The 16,242-nt window shown below is 61.4% G+C and carries 12 protein-coding genes; 2 read left to right on the forward strand and 10 right to left on the reverse strand.

Annotation, left to right across the window (positions count from 1 at the left end):
• Positions 1–89: 89 nt before the first annotated feature.
• From rlmF to BMY98_RS02550, 5 genes are all read right to left on the reverse strand, one after another.
• On the reverse strand, positions 90–1,130 hold the full coding sequence (rlmF, locus tag BMY98_RS02530) for a 23S rRNA (adenine(1618)-N(6))-methyltransferase RlmF (protein WP_074884252.1): 1,041 nt from the start codon (positions 1,128–1,130) through the stop codon (positions 90–92).
• 171 nt (positions 1,131–1,301) lie between these two features.
• Entirely contained in the window at positions 1,302–4,148 is a 2,847-nt protein-coding gene (locus BMY98_RS02535) for a valine--tRNA ligase (protein ID WP_074884255.1), read from the reverse strand.
• A 175-nt stretch (positions 4,149–4,323) separates the two neighbouring features.
• On the reverse strand, positions 4,324–4,764 hold the full coding sequence (locus BMY98_RS02540) for a DNA polymerase III subunit chi (protein WP_074884257.1): 441 nt from the start codon (positions 4,762–4,764) through the stop codon (positions 4,324–4,326).
• Between the two features lie 7 nt (positions 4,765–4,771).
• The gene (locus tag BMY98_RS02545) at positions 4,772–5,200 is read right to left on the reverse strand and encodes a DNA polymerase III subunit chi (protein WP_074884259.1); all 429 of its coding nucleotides are present in this window, start codon (positions 5,198–5,200) and stop codon (positions 4,772–4,774) included.
• A gap of 57 nt (positions 5,201–5,257) precedes the next feature.
• A complete protein-coding gene (locus tag BMY98_RS02550; protein WP_074884262.1) occupies positions 5,258–6,748 on the reverse strand; it encodes a leucyl aminopeptidase in 1,491 nt (496 codons plus the stop codon).
• Between the two features lie 305 nt (positions 6,749–7,053).
• Between BMY98_RS02550 and lptF the strand changes: the two genes are divergently transcribed.
• Together lptF and lptG are read left to right on the forward strand one after the other, a co-directional pair.
• Positions 7,054–8,172: an LPS export ABC transporter permease LptF gene (gene lptF / locus BMY98_RS02555; RefSeq protein WP_074884265.1), complete on the forward strand. Its 1,119-nt coding sequence runs from the start codon at positions 7,054–7,056 to the stop codon at positions 8,170–8,172.
• The gene (gene lptG, locus BMY98_RS02560) at positions 8,165–9,226 is read left to right on the forward strand and encodes an LPS export ABC transporter permease LptG (RefSeq protein ID WP_074884267.1); all 1,062 of its coding nucleotides are present in this window, start codon (positions 8,165–8,167) and stop codon (positions 9,224–9,226) included. The genes lptF and lptG overlap by 8 nt, the downstream gene beginning before the upstream one ends.
• Positions 9,227–9,496: 270 nt before the next feature.
• On the opposite strand, the gene BMY98_RS02565 is transcribed toward lptG, so the two are convergent.
• The 5 genes from BMY98_RS02565 to gcvP all read right to left on the reverse strand — a co-directional run bounded on the left by BMY98_RS02565 (position 9,497) and on the right by gcvP (position 16,233).
• A complete protein-coding gene (locus BMY98_RS02565) occupies positions 9,497–9,997 on the reverse strand; it encodes an RDD family protein (protein ID WP_074884270.1) in 501 nt (166 codons plus the stop codon).
• A 96-nt stretch (positions 9,998–10,093) separates the two neighbouring features.
• Positions 10,094–10,306 carry a cold-shock protein gene (locus BMY98_RS02570; RefSeq protein WP_003227496.1) on the reverse strand — a complete coding sequence of 71 codons (213 nt, stop codon included), beginning with the start codon at positions 10,304–10,306 and terminating at the stop codon, positions 10,094–10,096.
• 395 nt (positions 10,307–10,701) lie between these two features.
• On the reverse strand, positions 10,702–11,823 hold the full coding sequence (gcvT, locus tag BMY98_RS02575; RefSeq protein ID WP_074884273.1) for a glycine cleavage system aminomethyltransferase GcvT: 1,122 nt from the start codon (positions 11,821–11,823) through the stop codon (positions 10,702–10,704).
• Positions 11,824–11,891: 68 nt separating this feature from the next.
• Positions 11,892–13,268, reverse strand: coding sequence for an L-serine ammonia-lyase (locus BMY98_RS02580; protein ID WP_074884276.1), 1,377 nt, complete (start codon positions 13,266–13,268; stop codon positions 11,892–11,894).
• Positions 13,269–13,374: 106 nt separating this feature from the next.
• Positions 13,375–16,233 carry an aminomethyl-transferring glycine dehydrogenase gene (gene gcvP, locus BMY98_RS02585; protein ID WP_074884280.1) on the reverse strand — a complete coding sequence of 953 codons (2,859 nt, stop codon included), beginning with the start codon at positions 16,231–16,233 and terminating at the stop codon, positions 13,375–13,377.
• Positions 16,234–16,242 lie beyond the last annotated feature (9 nt).

The following is a 16,242-nucleotide window of genomic DNA, read 5'->3' on the forward strand; positions in this document are numbered from 1 at the left end:
CCTCCTTGTGCCGGGGCACGCAACGAGGATTCAGCTTATGAACGAGGGCGTTTGCCGTCTACTGACAGAAATGACACTGCCGTTGAGGCTCAGGGCCTGCGCGCGGTCCAGCGTTGTTCTCGCCAGGCTTGCTGACGAGCTGTGTCGTGAAAGGTCCAGGCAACGAAGCGACTCTGTTTCTGCCCTTGCCCCATCTCGACGGTCTGGCTTTCAACGGCACCGGCTTTTTTTAACGCGCTCTGGATCAGGGGCAGATTCGACGCTTTGGACACCAGCGTGCTGAACCACAACACCTGCGTCGCCACCTGAGCACTTTCACTGATCAATTGCGTCACAAAGCGCGCTTCGCCACCTTCGCACCACAGCTCCGCCGCCTGGCCGCCAAAATTCAGCACCGGCAACTTGCGTTTGGGGTCGGCCTTGCCGAGGGCTCGCCATTTGCGCTGGCTGCCGCTTAATGCTTCCTCGGCCGAGGCGTGGAAGGGCGGGTTGCACACGCTGATGTCGAAGCGCTCATCCGGCTGCAGCAGATGGGTCAGGATGTGTTTGGGGTTGAGTTGCTCCCGAAAACTGATGCTCTTGTTCAAGCCGTTGGCTTTGACGATGGTCGCCGCCGAGGCGAGGGCGACCTTGTCGATGTCCGAGCCCAGAAACGACCAGCCGTACTCGCCCTGACCGATTAGCGGGTAGATGCAGTTCGCGCCCGTGCCGATATCCAGCGCTGTGACGGACGCGCCGCGCGGGATGACCCCTTCGTTGCGTTCCGCCAGCAGGTCCGCCAGAAAGTGCAGGTAGTCCGCGCGCCCCGGGATGGGCGGGCAGAGGTAGTCCGCCGGAATATCCCAATGGGCGATGCCGTAGAAAGACTTGAGCAAAGCGCGGTTGAACACCCGCACGGCCGCCGGGTTGGCGAAGTCGATGCTTTCCTTGCCATAAGGATTGAGGATTACGAACTTGCCCAGTTCGGGGCTGGTTTTGATCAGGCGCGGAAAGTCGTAGTGACCCTGATGGCGGTTGCGCGGGTGCAGGGTGGCTTTCTCACGCGGTGCGGCAGGCTTGGCCTGTTGCGCAGGCTTGGCTTTCTTGCGTGGGGGATTGCGTGGAGGGTTGCGGGAGTCGGCGCTGGTCATCGGTGATGCATTCTCGTGAAAGCACAACCCCTGTAGGAGTGAGCTTGCTCGCGACAACCGTGTATCAGCAACGGTTGGGTTACTGATATACCGATATCGCGAGCAAGCTCACTCCTACAGGGGTCATGGTCGTCAACCGGCCTGCGATTCAGGCCGGCTGATCTGATCGGATTACAAACTCGCGATCCGCGCGTGCTGCTCGGCCAGTTTGCCCAGCGCCTGTTCGGCTTCGGCCATCTTCGCGCGTTCCTTGGCGATGACTTCAGGCGGCGCCTTGTCGACGAACGCGGCATTGGACAGCTTGCCGCCAACTCGCTGCACTTCGCCCTGCAGACGCTGGATTTCCTTGTCCAGACGCGCCAGTTCGGCGTCCTTGTCGATCAGGCCGGCCATCGGCACCAGCACTTCCATCTCACCGACCAGAGCGGTCGCTGACAGCGGTGCTTCGGCGCCTGCTTCCAGCACAGTGAACGATTCAAGCTTGGCCAGCTTCTTCAGCAGGTGCTCGTTCTCGTTCAGGCGGCGCTGGTCTTCGGCGCTGACGTTCTTCAGGAACAACTGCAGCGGCTTGCCCGGACCGATGTTCATCTCGCCACGGATGTTGCGCACACCGAGCATCAGGCTCTTGAGCCACTCGATGTCACCTTCGGCTGCGACATCGATGCGCGCATCGTTCGCCACCGGCCACGGTTGCAGCATGATGGTCTTGCCTTCGATGCCGGCCAGCGGCGCGAGGCGCTGCCAGATTTCTTCGGTGATGAAAGGCATGAACGGATGCGCCAGACGCAGAGCGACTTCCAGCACACGCACCAGCGTGCGACGGGTGCCGCGCTGACGCTCGATCGGCGCCGTCTCGTCCCACAGGACGGGCTTGGACAGTTCCAGGTACCAGTCGCAATACTGGTTCCAGATGAACTCGTACAGCGCCTGCGCCGCGAGGTCGAAACGGAACTGGTCCAGCTGACGGGTCACTTCGGCTTCAGTGCGTTGCAGCTGCGAGATGATCCAGCGATCCGGCAGCGAGAGTTCGAACGCTTCGCCGTTCTGGCCGCAGTCTTCGCCCTTGTCGAGCACGTAACGCGCAGCGTTCCAGATCTTGTTGCAGAAGTTGCGATAGCCTTCGACGCGGCCCATGTCGAACTTGATGTCGCGGCCAGTGGAGGCCAGCGAGCAGAAGGTGAAACGCAGGGCATCGGTGCCGTAGCTGGCGATGCCGTCGGCGAACTCGTCGCGGGTCTGCTTCTCGATCTTCTTGGCCAGCTTGGGCTGCATCATGCCGGAGGTGCGTTTCTGCACCAGTGCTTCGAGCTCGATACCGTCGATGATGTCCAGGGGGTCAAGGACGTTGCCCTTGGACTTGGACATCTTCTGGCCTTGGCCATCACGCACGAGACCGTGGACATACACGGTCTTGAACGGCACCTGCGCGGTGCCGTCTTCGTTCTTCACCAAGTGCATGGTGAGCATGATCATCCGGGCAACCCAGAAGAAAATGATGTCGAAGCCGGTCACCAGCACGTCGGTCGGGTGGAAGGTTTTCAGGAAATCCGTCTGCTCCGGCCAGCCCAGCGTGGAGAACGTCCACAGGCCGGAACTGAACCAGGTGTCGAGCACGTCGTTGTCCTGCTGCAGAACAACGTCAGGGCCCAGGTTGTGTTTGGCGCGGACTTCGGCTTCGTCGCGGCCGACGTAAACCTTGCCGGACTCGTCGTACCAGGCCGGAATGCGGTGGCCCCACCAGAGCTGACGGCTGATGCACCAATCCTGAATGTCGCGCATCCAGGAGAAGTACATGTTCTCGTATTGCTTGGGCACGAAGGCGATGCGTCCGTCTTCAACAGCGGCAATGGCAGGCTCAGCCAGCGGCTTGGTCGACACGTACCATTGATCCGTCAGCCACGGCTCGATGATGGTGCCGGAGCGGTCGCCCTTCGGCACTTTCAAGGCGTGGTCGTCAACGCTGACCAACAGCCCGGCAGCGTCGAAGGCGGCAACAATCTGCTTGCGCGCTTCGAAGCGGTCGAGGCCGGCGTATTCGGCAGGGAGGGTGCCGTCGACGGTGTCGTTCAGCGTGCCGTCGAGGTTGAACACCTGGGCAGCGGGCAGCACGGCAGCGTTCTTGTCGAAGATGTTCAACAGCGGCAGGTTGTGGCGCTTGCCGACTTCATAGTCGTTGAAGTCGTGGGCCGGGGTGATCTTCACGCAGCCGGTGCCGAATTCAGGGTCGCAGTAGTCGTCCGCGATGATCGGGATGCGACGGCCTACCAGCGGCAGCTCGACGAATTTGCCGATCAGCGCCTGGTAGCGCTCATCGTTCGGGTTCACGGCGACGGCCGCGTCGCCGAGCATGGTTTCCGGACGGGTCGTGGCGACGATCAGATAGTCCAGGCCTTCAGCGGTCTTGGCACCATCGGCCAACGGGTAGCGCAGGTTCCACAGATGCCCCTTCTCGTCGTGGTTTTCCACTTCGAGGTCGGAGATTGCGGTGTGCAGCTTGGTGTCCCAGTTGACCAGACGCTTGCCACGGTAGATCAGGCCGTCTTCATGCAAACGCACGAAGGCTTCCTTCACCGCTTCGGACAAGCCGTCGTCCATCGTGAAGCGCTCACGGCTCCAGTCGACCGACGAGCCCAGGCGACGGATCTGACGGCTGATGTTGCCGCCGGACTGATCCTTCCATTCCCAGACTTTTTCGAGAAATTTGTCGCGACCCAGGTCGTGGCGGCTCTGACCCTGGGCTTCGAGTTGACGCTCCACCAGCATTTGCGTGGCGATACCGGCGTGGTCGGTGCCCGGCTGCCACAGGGTGTTGCGACCCTGCATGCGGCGGAAGCGGATCAGGGCGTCCATGATCGCGTTATTGAAACCGTGGCCCATGTGCAGGCTGCCGGTGACGTTCGGCGGCGGAATCATGATGGTGTACGAGTCGCCCGCGCCTTGCGGAGCGAAATAGTTTTCGGACTCCCAGGTCTGGTACCAGGAAGTTTCGATGGCGTGCGGCTGGTAGGTCTTGTCCATGCGAGGCGGGAACCTGATCTGCTTTGAGTCGGAAAAGCCGACGAGTATAGCTTTTCAAGGCGGCGTCAAGCTACAAGCGCTAGGTCGGGTGCTACGAGCGGCGATGCCCTGAATCGTCGCGGGCATCTGTAGGACTGCGCTTGCCCGCGATCCCGGGTCGGCAAAGAGGACAGGTTCAGCTGTTGTATTGACTCAACAGCCGTTCCATCCGCGCATCCAGACGGCGTTTGATTTCGTTCTCGATGTGCGGGGCGAAGTCGTCGATCACGTCTTGCATGATCAACTGCGCAGCGGCTCGCAGTTCCGCGTCCAGGTGCAGCAGCGCGTCAGCGTTCGGCGCCTTGGCGCTTGACGCGTTGGCCGCGGGTGCGGCAGGTGTCACGGCAGCAACCGGCTCGGGCGTGAGCAGAGGAATGTCGTTGAGGTTGGCTTCGTGCTCATCGACCGTCACGACCTGGCCGGTGACCACGTCAAACAGCAGCGGGATCTGCTCGTCGCTGTGCACGGACTCCGTCAGCAGGGGCGGCCGGGCCGGATCATCGCCCAACAGCTGGCGAATGGACTCGAGGTCATCCAGCAGGTGTGCTGAATCTTTCAGGTGTTTTGAATTATCCATCGTGTGCTCAAAGACGCTGCAGCCGGTGATCTTGCAGAGGATAGCCCTGTTCGCGGTAGAAGCGAAAACTCTCGCGCGCCGCGAGGCGAATGGCGGGATCCTCGACAACGATCTCGGCGACACGCGCGAATCGTTTGAAGAATTCCGGGATGCGCAGGTCAAGGTTGACCAGCAGATCCTGATGTTGGCCGGGGTCGCTGCCGATACCCAGCGCCACGGGTGCGTCCTGGTCGTCTTCGACCGCGCCATGGGGAACGAACGCTTCGCCCCGGAAGCGCCACAGTCGGGCGTCCAGTTCCTCGCGTTGCCCGGCATCGCTGCAATGCAAGTACACCCGATGGCCGAGGCGCCAGGCCTTGTCAGTGAGTTTGCAGGCGAAGTCCAGGCGCGCGACGGGGTCGGCACTCGGCAGAATGTAGAAATCGACTTGGGTCATGGGTGATTCCAGAACGCTGAACGCGCCGACCGCGGAGGCCGGCGCGTGTGCAGCGGCTTAAACGCCAGCGCGGTCGATCAGGTATTGGGTCAGCAGCGGAACCGGACGGCCCGTTGCGCCCTTGTCCTTGCCACCGCTGAGCCATGCCGTACCGGCGATGTCCAGGTGCGCCCACTCGTAGGCTTTGGCAAAGCGCGAGAGGAAGCAGGCCGCCGTGATGGTGCCGGCTTTCGGGCCGCCGATGTTGGCGATGTCGGCAAACGGGCTGTCCAGTTGCTCTTGGTACTCGTCGAACAACGGCAGCTGCCAGGCGCGGTCGTCGGCGCGTTTGCCGGCTTCCAGCACTTGGCTGATCAATGCGTCGCTGTTGCCCAGCAGGCCCGAAGTGTGACCGCCCAGCGCGACGACGCAAGCGCCGGTCAGGGTGGCGATGTCGATCACGGCTTGTGGCTTGAAGCGTTCGGCGTAGGTCAGTGCATCGCACAGCACCAGACGGCCTTCAGCGTCGGTGTTGAGGATCTCGACGGTCTGGCCGCTCATGGTCTTGACGATGTCGCCCGGGCGCGTTGCGTTGCCGCTCGGCATGTTTTCAGCTGCCGCGACGATGCACACCAGATTGATCGGCAGTTGCAGTTCGAGCACGGCGTTCAACGTGCCGAACACGCTCGCGGCGCCGCACATGTCGAATTTCATTTCGTCCATGCCCAGGCCCGGCTTGAGGCTGATGCCGCCGGTGTCAAAGGTGATGCCCTTGCCGACCAGCACGAAAGGCTTTTCGCTTTTCTTGCCGTTGGAATACTGCATGACGATCAGACGTGGCGGCTGAGCGCTGCCTTGACCAACTGCCAGGAACGAACCCATCCCCAGCTTTTCGATGTCTTTCTCATCGAAGACTTCGACCTTGAGACCCTTGTTGGCTTTGCCCATCGCCTTGGCCTGCTCGCCCAGATAGGTCGGGTGGCAGATGTTCGGCGGCATGTTGCCCAGGTCGCGGGTCACGGCCATGCCGGCGGCGATGGCTTGTGCATGTTTGGCCGCGCGTTCAACGTCGGCGACGTTGGCTTTGGCGGTCAGCAGGGTGACTTTTTTCAGGGCGCGAGGATCGACTTTCTGACTCTTGAACCGATCGAAGACGTACTCGCCGTCGGCCAGGGTTTCGACCAGCAGACGGTTCTTGCCATAGACGTCGCGATTCTTGACGTTCAGTTGGTCAAGGTCGAAACCGGCATCAACGCCACCCAGGCTTTTCAGGGTGCTGAGTGCGCCGCTGATGATTTTGCGGAACTGACGATCATTCAATTCCGGCTCTTTGCCCGAACCGACCAGCAATACGCGTTCGGCTTTCAGGTTGGGCAGGCTGTGCAGCAACAGGCTCTGGCCGATCTTGCCCGACAGGTCGCCGCGCTTGAGGACGGCACTGATGGCGCCGCCGCTCAGGGTGTCGAGGGTGCTCGCGGTGTCGCTCAGCGTGCGGCCTTCACCGACGGCGACCACCAGCGTGGCGGTCTTCAAGGTTTCTGCACTGACGCTTTTAACAACCAATTCCATGTCGGGGTCCCCGAATAAACTGTGAGTTATCGCACTTGAGCACACGGCTCGGCAGCGGCGCGGAAGTATTTACACCGGCATGCCTGCGGCAAGGCCCGCAGTTTGACCCTGCGAGCCAATGGATGACAACCCCGTCCGGGCGCGCGTGTGTGCCGGTTGCAGAAGTATCCCGCGCGCGCAGTGACAGACACACCCAATCACAGGATAATGCCGCATATTTTTTTGGTGGTTCGCCGTCGCGCGCATCATGGCTGATCCATTTCATTGTCATGCCGCCTTAGCGTGACAACCCTGGAGTGTCTGGTTTGATTGTCTTCCGTTACCTGTCCCGAGAAGTGCTGGTTACCCTGAGCGCTGTCAGTGCTGTGCTGCTGGTAATCATCATGAGTGGCCGCTTCATCAAATACCTGGCCCAGGCTGCATCGGGCGCACTCGATCCGGGTGTGCTGTTTCTGATCATGGGTTTCCGTCTGCCGGGCTTCTTGCAACTGATTCTCCCGCTGGGGTTATTCCTCGGGATTCTCCTGGCGTACGGCCGGTTGTACCTCGAAAGCGAAATGACCGTACTGGCCGCCACCGGCATGAGCCAGCAACGCCTGCTGCTGATCACCCTGGCGCCGGCTGCGCTGGTTTCACTGCTGGTGGCCTGGCTCAGCTTCAGCCTCGCCCCCCAGGGCGCGACCCAGTTTCAGCTGCTGATCAACAAGCAGGACGCGATGACCGAGTTCGACACGCTGGTGCCGGGTCGCTTCCAGCTGCTGCGTGACGGCAGCCGCGTGACCTACACCGAGACCATGAGCGACGATCGCATCAATCTGGGCGGCGTATTCATCTCCGAGAAGAAGCTCGACGAGAAGAAAGACCACGGCATCACCGTGCTGGTCGCGGAAAAGGGCCGGCAGGAAATCAAGCCCGATGGCACGCGCTACCTGATTCTGGACAACGGCTATCGCTACGACGGTAACCCCGGTCAGGCCGATTACCGCGCGATCAAATACGACACCTACGGCGCCTTGCTGCCCAAGCCGGACATCAGCGACGAGATTACTGACCGCGATGCCATCTCCACCAGCGAGCTGCTGACCGGCGAAGACAGCCTGCGCAACCGGGCCGAACTGCAATGGCGGGTTTCGCTGCCGATTCTGGTGTTCATCGTGACGCTGATGGCGGTGCCGCTGGCTCGGGTCAATCCGCGTCAGGGCCGCTTCCTCAAGCTTCTTCCGGCGATTCTTCTTTATATGGCTTACCTCACCATCCTGATTGCTGCGCGCGGTGCGCTGGAGAAGGGCAAGATCCCGATGGGCCTTGGCCTGTGGTGGGTGCATGCACTGTTCCTGTCCATCGGACTGGCGTTGCTCTACTGGGAGCCTCTGCGCCTGAAGCTTGCGAGTCGCCGCAGCGTGTCGGGGGTGGCTCATGGTTAAGCTCGATCGCTACATCGGCAAAAGCGTGTTCATGGCGATCCTTGCGGTGCTGGGGATCATCCTCGGGCTGGCCTCGCTGTTCGCCTTCATCGACGAAATGGCCGACATCAGCGACACCTACACCTTTTGGGATGCTGGCAGTTTTGTCGTGATGACGGCGCCGCGCCGGCTCTACGACATGCTGCCGATGGCCGCGCTGATCGGTTGCCTGATCGGCCTCGGCGCACTGGCCAGCAACAGCGAACTGACGATCATGCGTGCGGCCGGTGTGTCGATCGGCCGTATCGTCTGGGCGGTCATGAAACCCATGCTGGTATTGATGGTGGCCGGGCTGTTGATCGGCGAATACCTCGCGCCGATGACCGAAGCCTCGGCCCAGGCCGCGCGCTCGCTGGCTCAAGGCACCGGCGACGCCCAGAGTGCCAAACACGGTCTGTGGCACCGTCAGGGTGAGGAATTCATCCACATCAACACGGTGCAACCGAACGGTCTGCTGTATGGCGTGACCCGTTACCATTTCGACGACCAGCGCCACATGCTGACGTCGAGTTTTGCCAAGCAAGCCAACTTCAAGACCGATTACTGGTTGCTGAAGGACGTCACCACAACGGTGTTTCATGACGGTCGCACCGAAGTGGTCACCGCACCTGAAGAACGCTGGAACGTCGCGCTGAGCCCGCAGTTGCTGAGCACGGTGGTCCTGCCGCCTGAGTCGCTCTCCATGACGGGCCTTTACAGTTATGCGCGTTATCTGGCTGATCAGGGGTTGAACAACGGTCGGTACTGGCTGGCGTTCTACACCAAAATTCTTCAGCCGCTGGTCACCGTAGCGCTGGTGCTGATGGCGATTTCCTTCATCTTCGGGCCTTTGCGCTCGGTGACGCTGGGGCAGCGTGTGTTCACGGGTGTACTGGTGGGCTTCACCTTCCGCATCGCTCAGGATCTGCTGGGCCCGTCGAGCCTTGTGTTCGGCTTCTCGCCACTCTTCGCCGTGCTGGTGCCGGCGGGTGTGTGTGCCCTGGCGGGCATCTGGTTGCTGCGCCGCGCGGGCTGATACCTGCTGAGTATGAAAAGCCGACCCCTGGGTCGGCTTTTTTGTGGGCATTGCACAGGTAGGGGAGTACGCGAGTGCGTTTCTCCACTGAATTTGCGGCGGGTAATCAACTCCGGATGTACGCGAAACTCTTAGAGGCCGGCTTGCTGGCGAACGCGTTGTTCCTGAGGCATTGACGTCGGCTGATCCACACCTTTCGCCAGCAAGCCGGCTCCTACGGACCGTATCTATCAGGTGAACGGTGGCAGTGTGGGCTTTCCCTGGGCGGGCTTACTTCCTTCTGGGCACGCGCACCAGCTGCGTCTCGGAATAAAGGTCATGCCAGCAGCGTTTCTGTTTGTCGAACAGGCTCCAGAAGAAACCCAGCCCGACGCACAGCCACGATGCGATGGCGACGATGAAGCGCAGCAGCGCCTGCCAAAGGCTGATGGCCGTTCCATCGGCGTTCTGCACGCGTATTCCCCAGACCTGCATGCCGAGGGTTTGGCCCGCGCGTGTCCAGAAGTGGGCAAAGAAGCCGAACAGCGTGATCAGCAGAATCGAGGACAGCAGCGGGTCGGCATCAAGGGCGCCGGAATCGGAGAGCTCGCGCAGTCTGGCTTCGCCGACAAACCCCATCCAGACCAACTTGTAGAGAAAGGTGGTGACCATCAGCAACGCCACGCACAACAGCGCGTCGTAGCTGATCGCAGCCATGCGCCGGCCCAATCCCGCAGCGGGAAAGTCGCCCTGGGGACGTAACACCTGCGCGTCATCGTTAGCTGAGGTCATGGCAGCGCTCGTTCACACGTGAGCGGGCAGTTTACGGAATCGCAGGCATAAAAAAGCCCCTGATGTTGGCCATCAGGGGCTTTTTGCGTCGGCTAATCAGGCCTCTGCTTGTACTTCGTCAGCCTGCATGCCTTTTTGGCCCTGCACCGCGACGAATGTCACTTTCTGGCCTTCTTTCAGGCTTTTGAAGCCGTTGCCTTGAATAGCGCGGAAGTGGACGAACAGATCCGGACCGCTTTCAGGAGTGATAAAACCGAAACCTTTTTCATCGTTAAACCACTTAACGGTGCCGCTCTGACGTGTAGACATTTTCTTATTCCTTGAAGCATTAATTAATGACAGTCTCTTTCGCACGAAAGAGTACTGGGGCTGGTTGCAGGAAGAAGAAACGTAGAGCGGGATGTAGCATTGCTTTTGGCGCTACTGCCCGGGTCACGATCCCAGCGACCCATGCAAACACAGTCGAGAAACTCTACGCTAACTCTCGCCGAAAAAACAAGCCCCGTATGGGCCAGTATTCATAGGGGTTTTCGGCTTTTTTGAAAACATTAACCACGCTCGCAAGATCGATAGTTTTTAATGTTTAGAAGGGTATCGAAGTTCAATATTTTGACAGTTTCGTATGCACTTAACGCTGGCGCCAGACTGCGGCACTCGCACAGTTTAATGCACTGTTGCGGTGCCGCATTTTTTGGCGATGTTACTTAGCCGCGGAAGTAACGTGGCGGAACGAAAGGAGTTTTCGTCACGTGCATCGGGACTTTCTTGCCGCGAACGATCGCCCATACCGGTGTTTCCAGTGCGGTAAAACCGGCGTCGACATAGCCCATTGCCAATGGCGCGCTCAACGTCGGGCCAAAGCCGCCGCTGCAGACTTTCCCGATGGTCGTTCCCTCGGCGTCAACGATTTCAGCGCCTTCGCGCACCGGCGTACGTTCTTGTGGCAACAGGCCGACGCGTTTGCGCGCCGCACCGCTCTGGTGCTGGGCAAAGATCTTCTCGGCACCTGGGAAACCGCCCGCACGCGCCCCGTCGGCGCGACGCGCCTTGGAAATCGCCCACAGCAGGCTGGCTTCGATCGGTGTGGTTTCGGTATTCATGTCGTGGCCATAGAGGCAAAGGCCAGCTTCCAGCCGCAGCGAGTCGCGCGCGCCCAGGCCGATCGGCGCCACTTCAGGCTCAGCGAGCAGTCGACGCGCCAGGGATTCTGCCTGATCCGCCGGCACTGAAATCTCGTAACCGTCTTCACCGGTGTAGCCTGAGCGGCTGATGTAGCAGTCGATGCCGTCGATCTTCGTCGAGGTGTACTGCATGAAAGTCATTTTCGCGACTTCCGGCGCCAGCCGCGCCAGTGCTGTGACAGCCTGCGGACCTTGCAGCGCAAGCAATGCGCGCTCGTCGAACAGCGGCGTGATCTCGCACTCGCTGCCAATGTGTTGCTGCAGGTGCGCCAGGTCATCGTTCTTGCAGGCCGCGTTGACCACCAGCATAAGCTGATCGTTGCCCAGATTGGCGACCATCAAGTCGTCGAGAATGCCGCCGTTGTCGTTGGTGAACATCGCGTAGCGCTGCATGCCGACCGGCAGATCGATGATGTCCACCGGCACCAGGGTTTCCAGCGCTTTCGCGGCGTTCGCGCCGCTCAACAGGATCTGACCCATGTGCGAAACGTCAAACAAGCCGGCCTGATCGCGGGTGTGCAGGTGTTCTTTCATGACACCGGCAGGGTACTGAACAGGCATGTCGTAGCCGGCGAATTCAACCATCTTCGCGCCGAGTTCACGGTGCAGGGCGTTAAGCGGGGTCTTCAGCAATTCGGTGGTCATGGGTCACTCCTTGAAAGCGGTTCCGGGTTCCCCGCGCGGGGCAGGGACCCTATGAATGGGGGCTGATGTCAGCACTCGATGATGTTCACGGCCAGCCCGCCACGGGCTGTTTCCTTGTATTTGCTTTTCATGTCGGCGCCGGTCTGGCGCATGGTGCGGATCACTTTATCCAGCGAGACAAAATGCTGGCCGTCGCCGCGCAAGGCCATGCGCACCGCGTTGATGGCCTTTACCGAACCCATGGCGTTGCGTTCGATGCACGGCACTTGAACAAGCCCGCCGATGGGGTCGCACGTCAGGCCGAGGTTGTGTTCCATGCCGATTTCAGCGGCGTTTTCCACTTGTTCTACGTTGCCGCCCAGGACTTCGCACAGCGCGCCGGCGGCCATGGAGCAGGCCACGCCGACTTCGCCCTGACAGCCGACTTCGGCGCCGGAGATCGACGCGTTCTCTTTGTAGAGAATGCCAATGGCCGCTGCCGTGAGCAGGAAACGCACGACGCCATCCTCGTTGGCCCCGGTGATGAAGCGCATGTAGTAATGCAGTACCGCCGGGATAATGCCGGCCGCGCCGTTGGTGGGCGCGGTGACCACACGGCCGCCGTTGGCGTTTTCTTCGTTGACCGCCAGCGCGTACAGATTGACCCAGTCGAGCACCGACAAGGCATCACGCAGCGCGGCTTCCGGGTTTTTGCACAGTTGACGATGCAGGGCTGCCGCACGCCGCTTGACCTTCAGGCCTCCCGGCAAGATGCCTTCGTTGCGGCAACCCGCTTCGACGCAGTCCTGCATGACCTGCCAGATGTGCAGCAGGCCCTGACGGGTTTCGGCTTCGGGGCGCCACGCGGCTTCGTTGGCGAGCATGACCTGGCTGATCGAAAGCCCGCTGGCGGTGCAGTGCGCCATCAGATCCCGTGCGGTTTTGAAGGGATATAGCAGCTGCGTCTGGTCTTCCACGATGCGGTCTGCGCCAGCGGCTTGCTCATCGACCACGAACCCGCCGCCGACGGAGTAGTACTCGCGGCTGCGCACCTGTAGGCCGGAGGCATCGAAGGCACGGAAAATCATTCCGTTGGGGTGGAAGGCCAAGGGTTTGCGAATCATCGCCAGGTGATGCTTTTCGATGAATTCGATGCTGTGCCGGCCGAGCAGGTTCAGGCGTTCAGTGCTGCGGATCTGCTGCAGGCGAGCCGCGACGGTTTCGGTGTCGACGGTGTCGGGATGCTCACCTTCAAGGCCCAGTAACACAGCCTTATCGCTGCCATGGCCTTTGCCGGTGGCACCGAGTGAGCCGTAAAGCTCGACTTTGACGCAGATGATGGTTTCCAGCAGGCCATCGCGCTGCAAGCCTTCGGCAAACCGTGCCGCCGCTCGCATCGGGCCCACTGTGTGAGAACTGGAGGGACCAATGCCGATCTTGAACAGGTCAAATACGCTCAGCGACATGATGGGGTTCCGGGAGGTGAAGCAGTAGCAAGCAGCAAGCTACAAGCCGCAAGAAAAAGCCGATCGGCTTTCACTTGTGGCTTGCGGCTAGAGGCTCGTGGCTTTTTTAAGCGTAGTCTTCGATGGACGGGCAGGCGCACACCAGGTTGCGGTCGCCGAACACGTTGTCGACACGACCGACCGGTGGCCAGTATTTGCCTTCGATCAACGACGCCACCGGGTACACGGCCTGCTCGCGGCTGTACGGATGATTCCATTCGCCCACCAGTTCAGCGGCGGTGTGCGGCGCGTTTTTCAGCGGGTTGTCGTCCTTGTCCAGCGCGCCGCTTTCGACCGCGCGGATTTCTTCGCGGATCTTGATCATCGCGTCGCAGAAGCGGTCCAGCTCCTCTTTCGATTCGCTTTCGGTCGGCTCGATCATCAACGTGCCTGCGACCGGGAAAGACATGGTCGGCGCGTGGAAGCCGAAGTCGATCAGGCGCTTGGCGACGTCATCGACGCTGATGCCGCTGGTTTCTTTCAGGGGGCGCAGGTCAAGAATGCATTCGTGGGCGACCAGGCCGTTGCTGCCGGTGTAGAGCACCGGGTAGTGCTCTTCCAGGCGACGGGAGATGTAGTTGGCATTGAGGATCGCCAGCTGCGAGGCGCGCTTGAGGCCTTCGCCGCCCATCATGCGAATGTACATCCAGGTGATCGGCAAGATGCTCGCGCTGCCGAACGGTGCTGCGCAGACCGCGCCTTGCTTGCGTTCCATTCGGGCGTGGCCCGGCATGAATGCCGCCAGATGCGATTTGACGCCGATCGGGCCAACGCCCGGGCCGCCGCCGCCGTGGGGAATGCAGAAAGTTTTGTGCAGGTTGAGGTGAGACACGTCGCCGCCGAACTTGCCCGGTGCGCAGAGGCCGACCATGGCGTTCATGTTGGCGCCATCGATGTACACCTGGCCGCCGTTGTCATGAACGATGCCGCAGATTTCGCGGATGCCTTCTTCGAACACGCCGTGGGTCGACGGATAGGTGATCATCAGGGCAGCGAGGTGTTCGCGGTGCTCGATGGCCTTGGCGCGCAGGTCTTCGATGTCGACGTTGCCGCGGGCATCGCAAGCGGTCACGACTACGCGCATGCCGGCCATGTTGGCGGTCGCCGGGTTGGTGCCGTGGGCCGACGATGGAATCAGGCAGATGTCGCGACGCTCATCGCCACGGCTCTGGTGGTAAGCACGAATGGCCAAGAGGCCCGCGTACTCGCCCTGGGAACCAGCGTTCGGTTGCAGGGAGATCGCGTCATAACCGGTGGCGGCGCAGAGCATCGCTTCCAGTTCGTCGGTCAGTTGCTGGTATCCGGCGCTTTGATCGGCCGGGGCGAACGGGTGCAGGTTGCCGAACTCGGCCCAGGTCACCGGGATCATTTCGCTGGCGGCGTTGAGTTTCATGGTGCACGAGCCCAGCGGGATCATCGTGCGGTCCAGCGCCAGGTCCTTGTCCGCGAGGCGACGCAGGTAGCGCATCAGCTCGGTTTCGGAGTGGTAACGGTTGAATACCGGGTGGCTGAGAATCGCCGACTGGCGTTTTAGCTCGGCGGGCAGGCGCGCTTCGACGCTGTCGGCCAGCGCGGTGAAGTCAGGCACGGCCTGGCCTTCAGCCGCGAAGAGGGACCACAGGACTTCGACGTCGGCTTGCTTGGTGGTTTCGTCCAGCGAAACGCCCAGGCGCTCGGCATCTACTTCACGCAGGTTGATCTCGTGGGCTCGGGCCTTGGCGTGCAGGTCGGCCGTTTTGGCGCCGGTGTTCAGGGTGATGCTGTCGAAGAAGAAGGACTGCTCGGCCTTCAAGCCCAGCTGGCTCAGGCCCTCGGCGAAAATCGCGGTCAGGTGATGCACGCGGTTGGCGATACGGGTCAGGCCGCGTGGGCCGTGGTACACGGCGTACATGCTGGCGATGTTGGCGAGCAGCACCTGCGCGGTGCAGATGTTGCTGGTGGCCTTCTCGCGACGAATGTGTTGCTCGCGGGTTTGCATGGCCAGACGCAGGGCGGTCTTGCCGAAGCGGTCGATGGACACACCGACCAGTCGCCCGGGCATGTCGCGCTTGTAGGCGTCGCGGGTGGAGAAGTAGGCCGCGTGCGGACCACCGAAACCCAGCGGCACGCCGAAGCGTTGCGCACTGCCGATGGCCACGTCAGCGCCAAACTCGCCCGGTGGGGTGAGCAGGGTCAGGGCCAGCAGGTCGGCGGCCACGGCGACCAGAGCGTTGGCGGCATGGAAGCGCTCGACCAGTTCGCGGTAGTCGAACACGTCGCCATTGCTGGCAGGGTACTGCAGCAGCGCGCCGAAGAACTCGCTGACGTCGGTCAGTTGAGCGTCGTCCCCAACGACCACTTCAATCCCCAGCGGCTCGGCGCGGGTTTGCAGCACGTCGAGGGTTTGCGGGTGGCAATGGGCGGAGGCGAAGAACTTGTTGCTGCTCTTGTTCTTGCTCAGGCGTTTGCAGAAGGTCATGGCTTCGGCGGCGGCGGTCGCTTCGTCGAGCAGCGAGGCGTTGGCGATCGGCAGGCCGGTCAGGTCGCTGATCAGGGTCTGGAAGTTCAGCAGCGACTCCAGACGGCCTTGGGAAATCTCCGGCTGATACGGTGTGTAAGCGGTGTACCAGGCCGGGTTTTCCAGCAGGTTGCGCAGGATCGGCGCCGGCGTGTGAGTGTTGTAGTAACCCTGGCCGATGTAGGTTTTGAACAGCTGATTCTTGTCGGCGATGGCTTTGATGTCGGCGAGCGCGTCGGCTTCGCTTTGCCCGGCGGACAAGCCGAGAACGCTGGTGCCCTTGATGGATTCAGGGATGACGCTGGCGGTCAGCGCGTCGAGGGAGTCATAGCCCAGGGTGGTGAGCATGGCTTTCTCATCAGCGGCACGCGGGCCGATGTGGCGGGCGATGAACTCGTTGGCGGTGCTCAATTCAATACGGTCAGTCATTGCGCGCTC

Source organism: Pseudomonas graminis (assembly GCF_900111735.1).
GTDB lineage: Bacteria > Pseudomonadota > Gammaproteobacteria > Pseudomonadales > Pseudomonadaceae > Aquipseudomonas > Aquipseudomonas graminis.

Coding starts and splice junctions, on each gene's coding strand:
- gcvP (WP_074884280.1), bottom strand. CDS start 16,233: ATGACTGACCGTATTGAATTGAGCACCGCCAACGAGTTCATCGCCCGC.
- BMY98_RS02540 (WP_074884257.1), bottom strand. CDS start 4,764: ATGGATAATTCAAAACACCTGAAAGATTCAGCACACCTGCTGGATGAC.
- BMY98_RS02570 (WP_003227496.1), bottom strand. CDS start 10,306: ATGTCTACACGTCAGAGCGGCACCGTTAAGTGGTTTAACGATGAAAAA.
- BMY98_RS02535 (WP_074884255.1), bottom strand. CDS start 4,148: ATGGACAAGACCTACCAGCCGCACGCCATCGAAACTTCCTGGTACCAG.
- BMY98_RS02545 (WP_074884259.1), bottom strand. CDS start 5,200: ATGACCCAAGTCGATTTCTACATTCTGCCGAGTGCCGACCCCGTCGCG.
- BMY98_RS02580 (WP_074884276.1), bottom strand. CDS start 13,268: ATGTCGCTGAGCGTATTTGACCTGTTCAAGATCGGCATTGGTCCCTCC.
- BMY98_RS02550 (WP_074884262.1), bottom strand. CDS start 6,748: ATGGAATTGGTTGTTAAAAGCGTCAGTGCAGAAACCTTGAAGACCGCC.
- gcvT (WP_074884273.1), bottom strand. CDS start 11,823: ATGACCACCGAATTGCTGAAGACCCCGCTTAACGCCCTGCACCGTGAA.
- lptG (WP_074884267.1), top strand. CDS start 8,165: ATGGTTAAGCTCGATCGCTACATCGGCAAAAGCGTGTTCATGGCGATC.
- rlmF (WP_074884252.1), bottom strand. CDS start 1,130: ATGACCAGCGCCGACTCCCGCAACCCTCCACGCAATCCCCCACGCAAG.
- BMY98_RS02565 (WP_074884270.1), bottom strand. CDS start 9,997: ATGACCTCAGCTAACGATGACGCGCAGGTGTTACGTCCCCAGGGCGAC.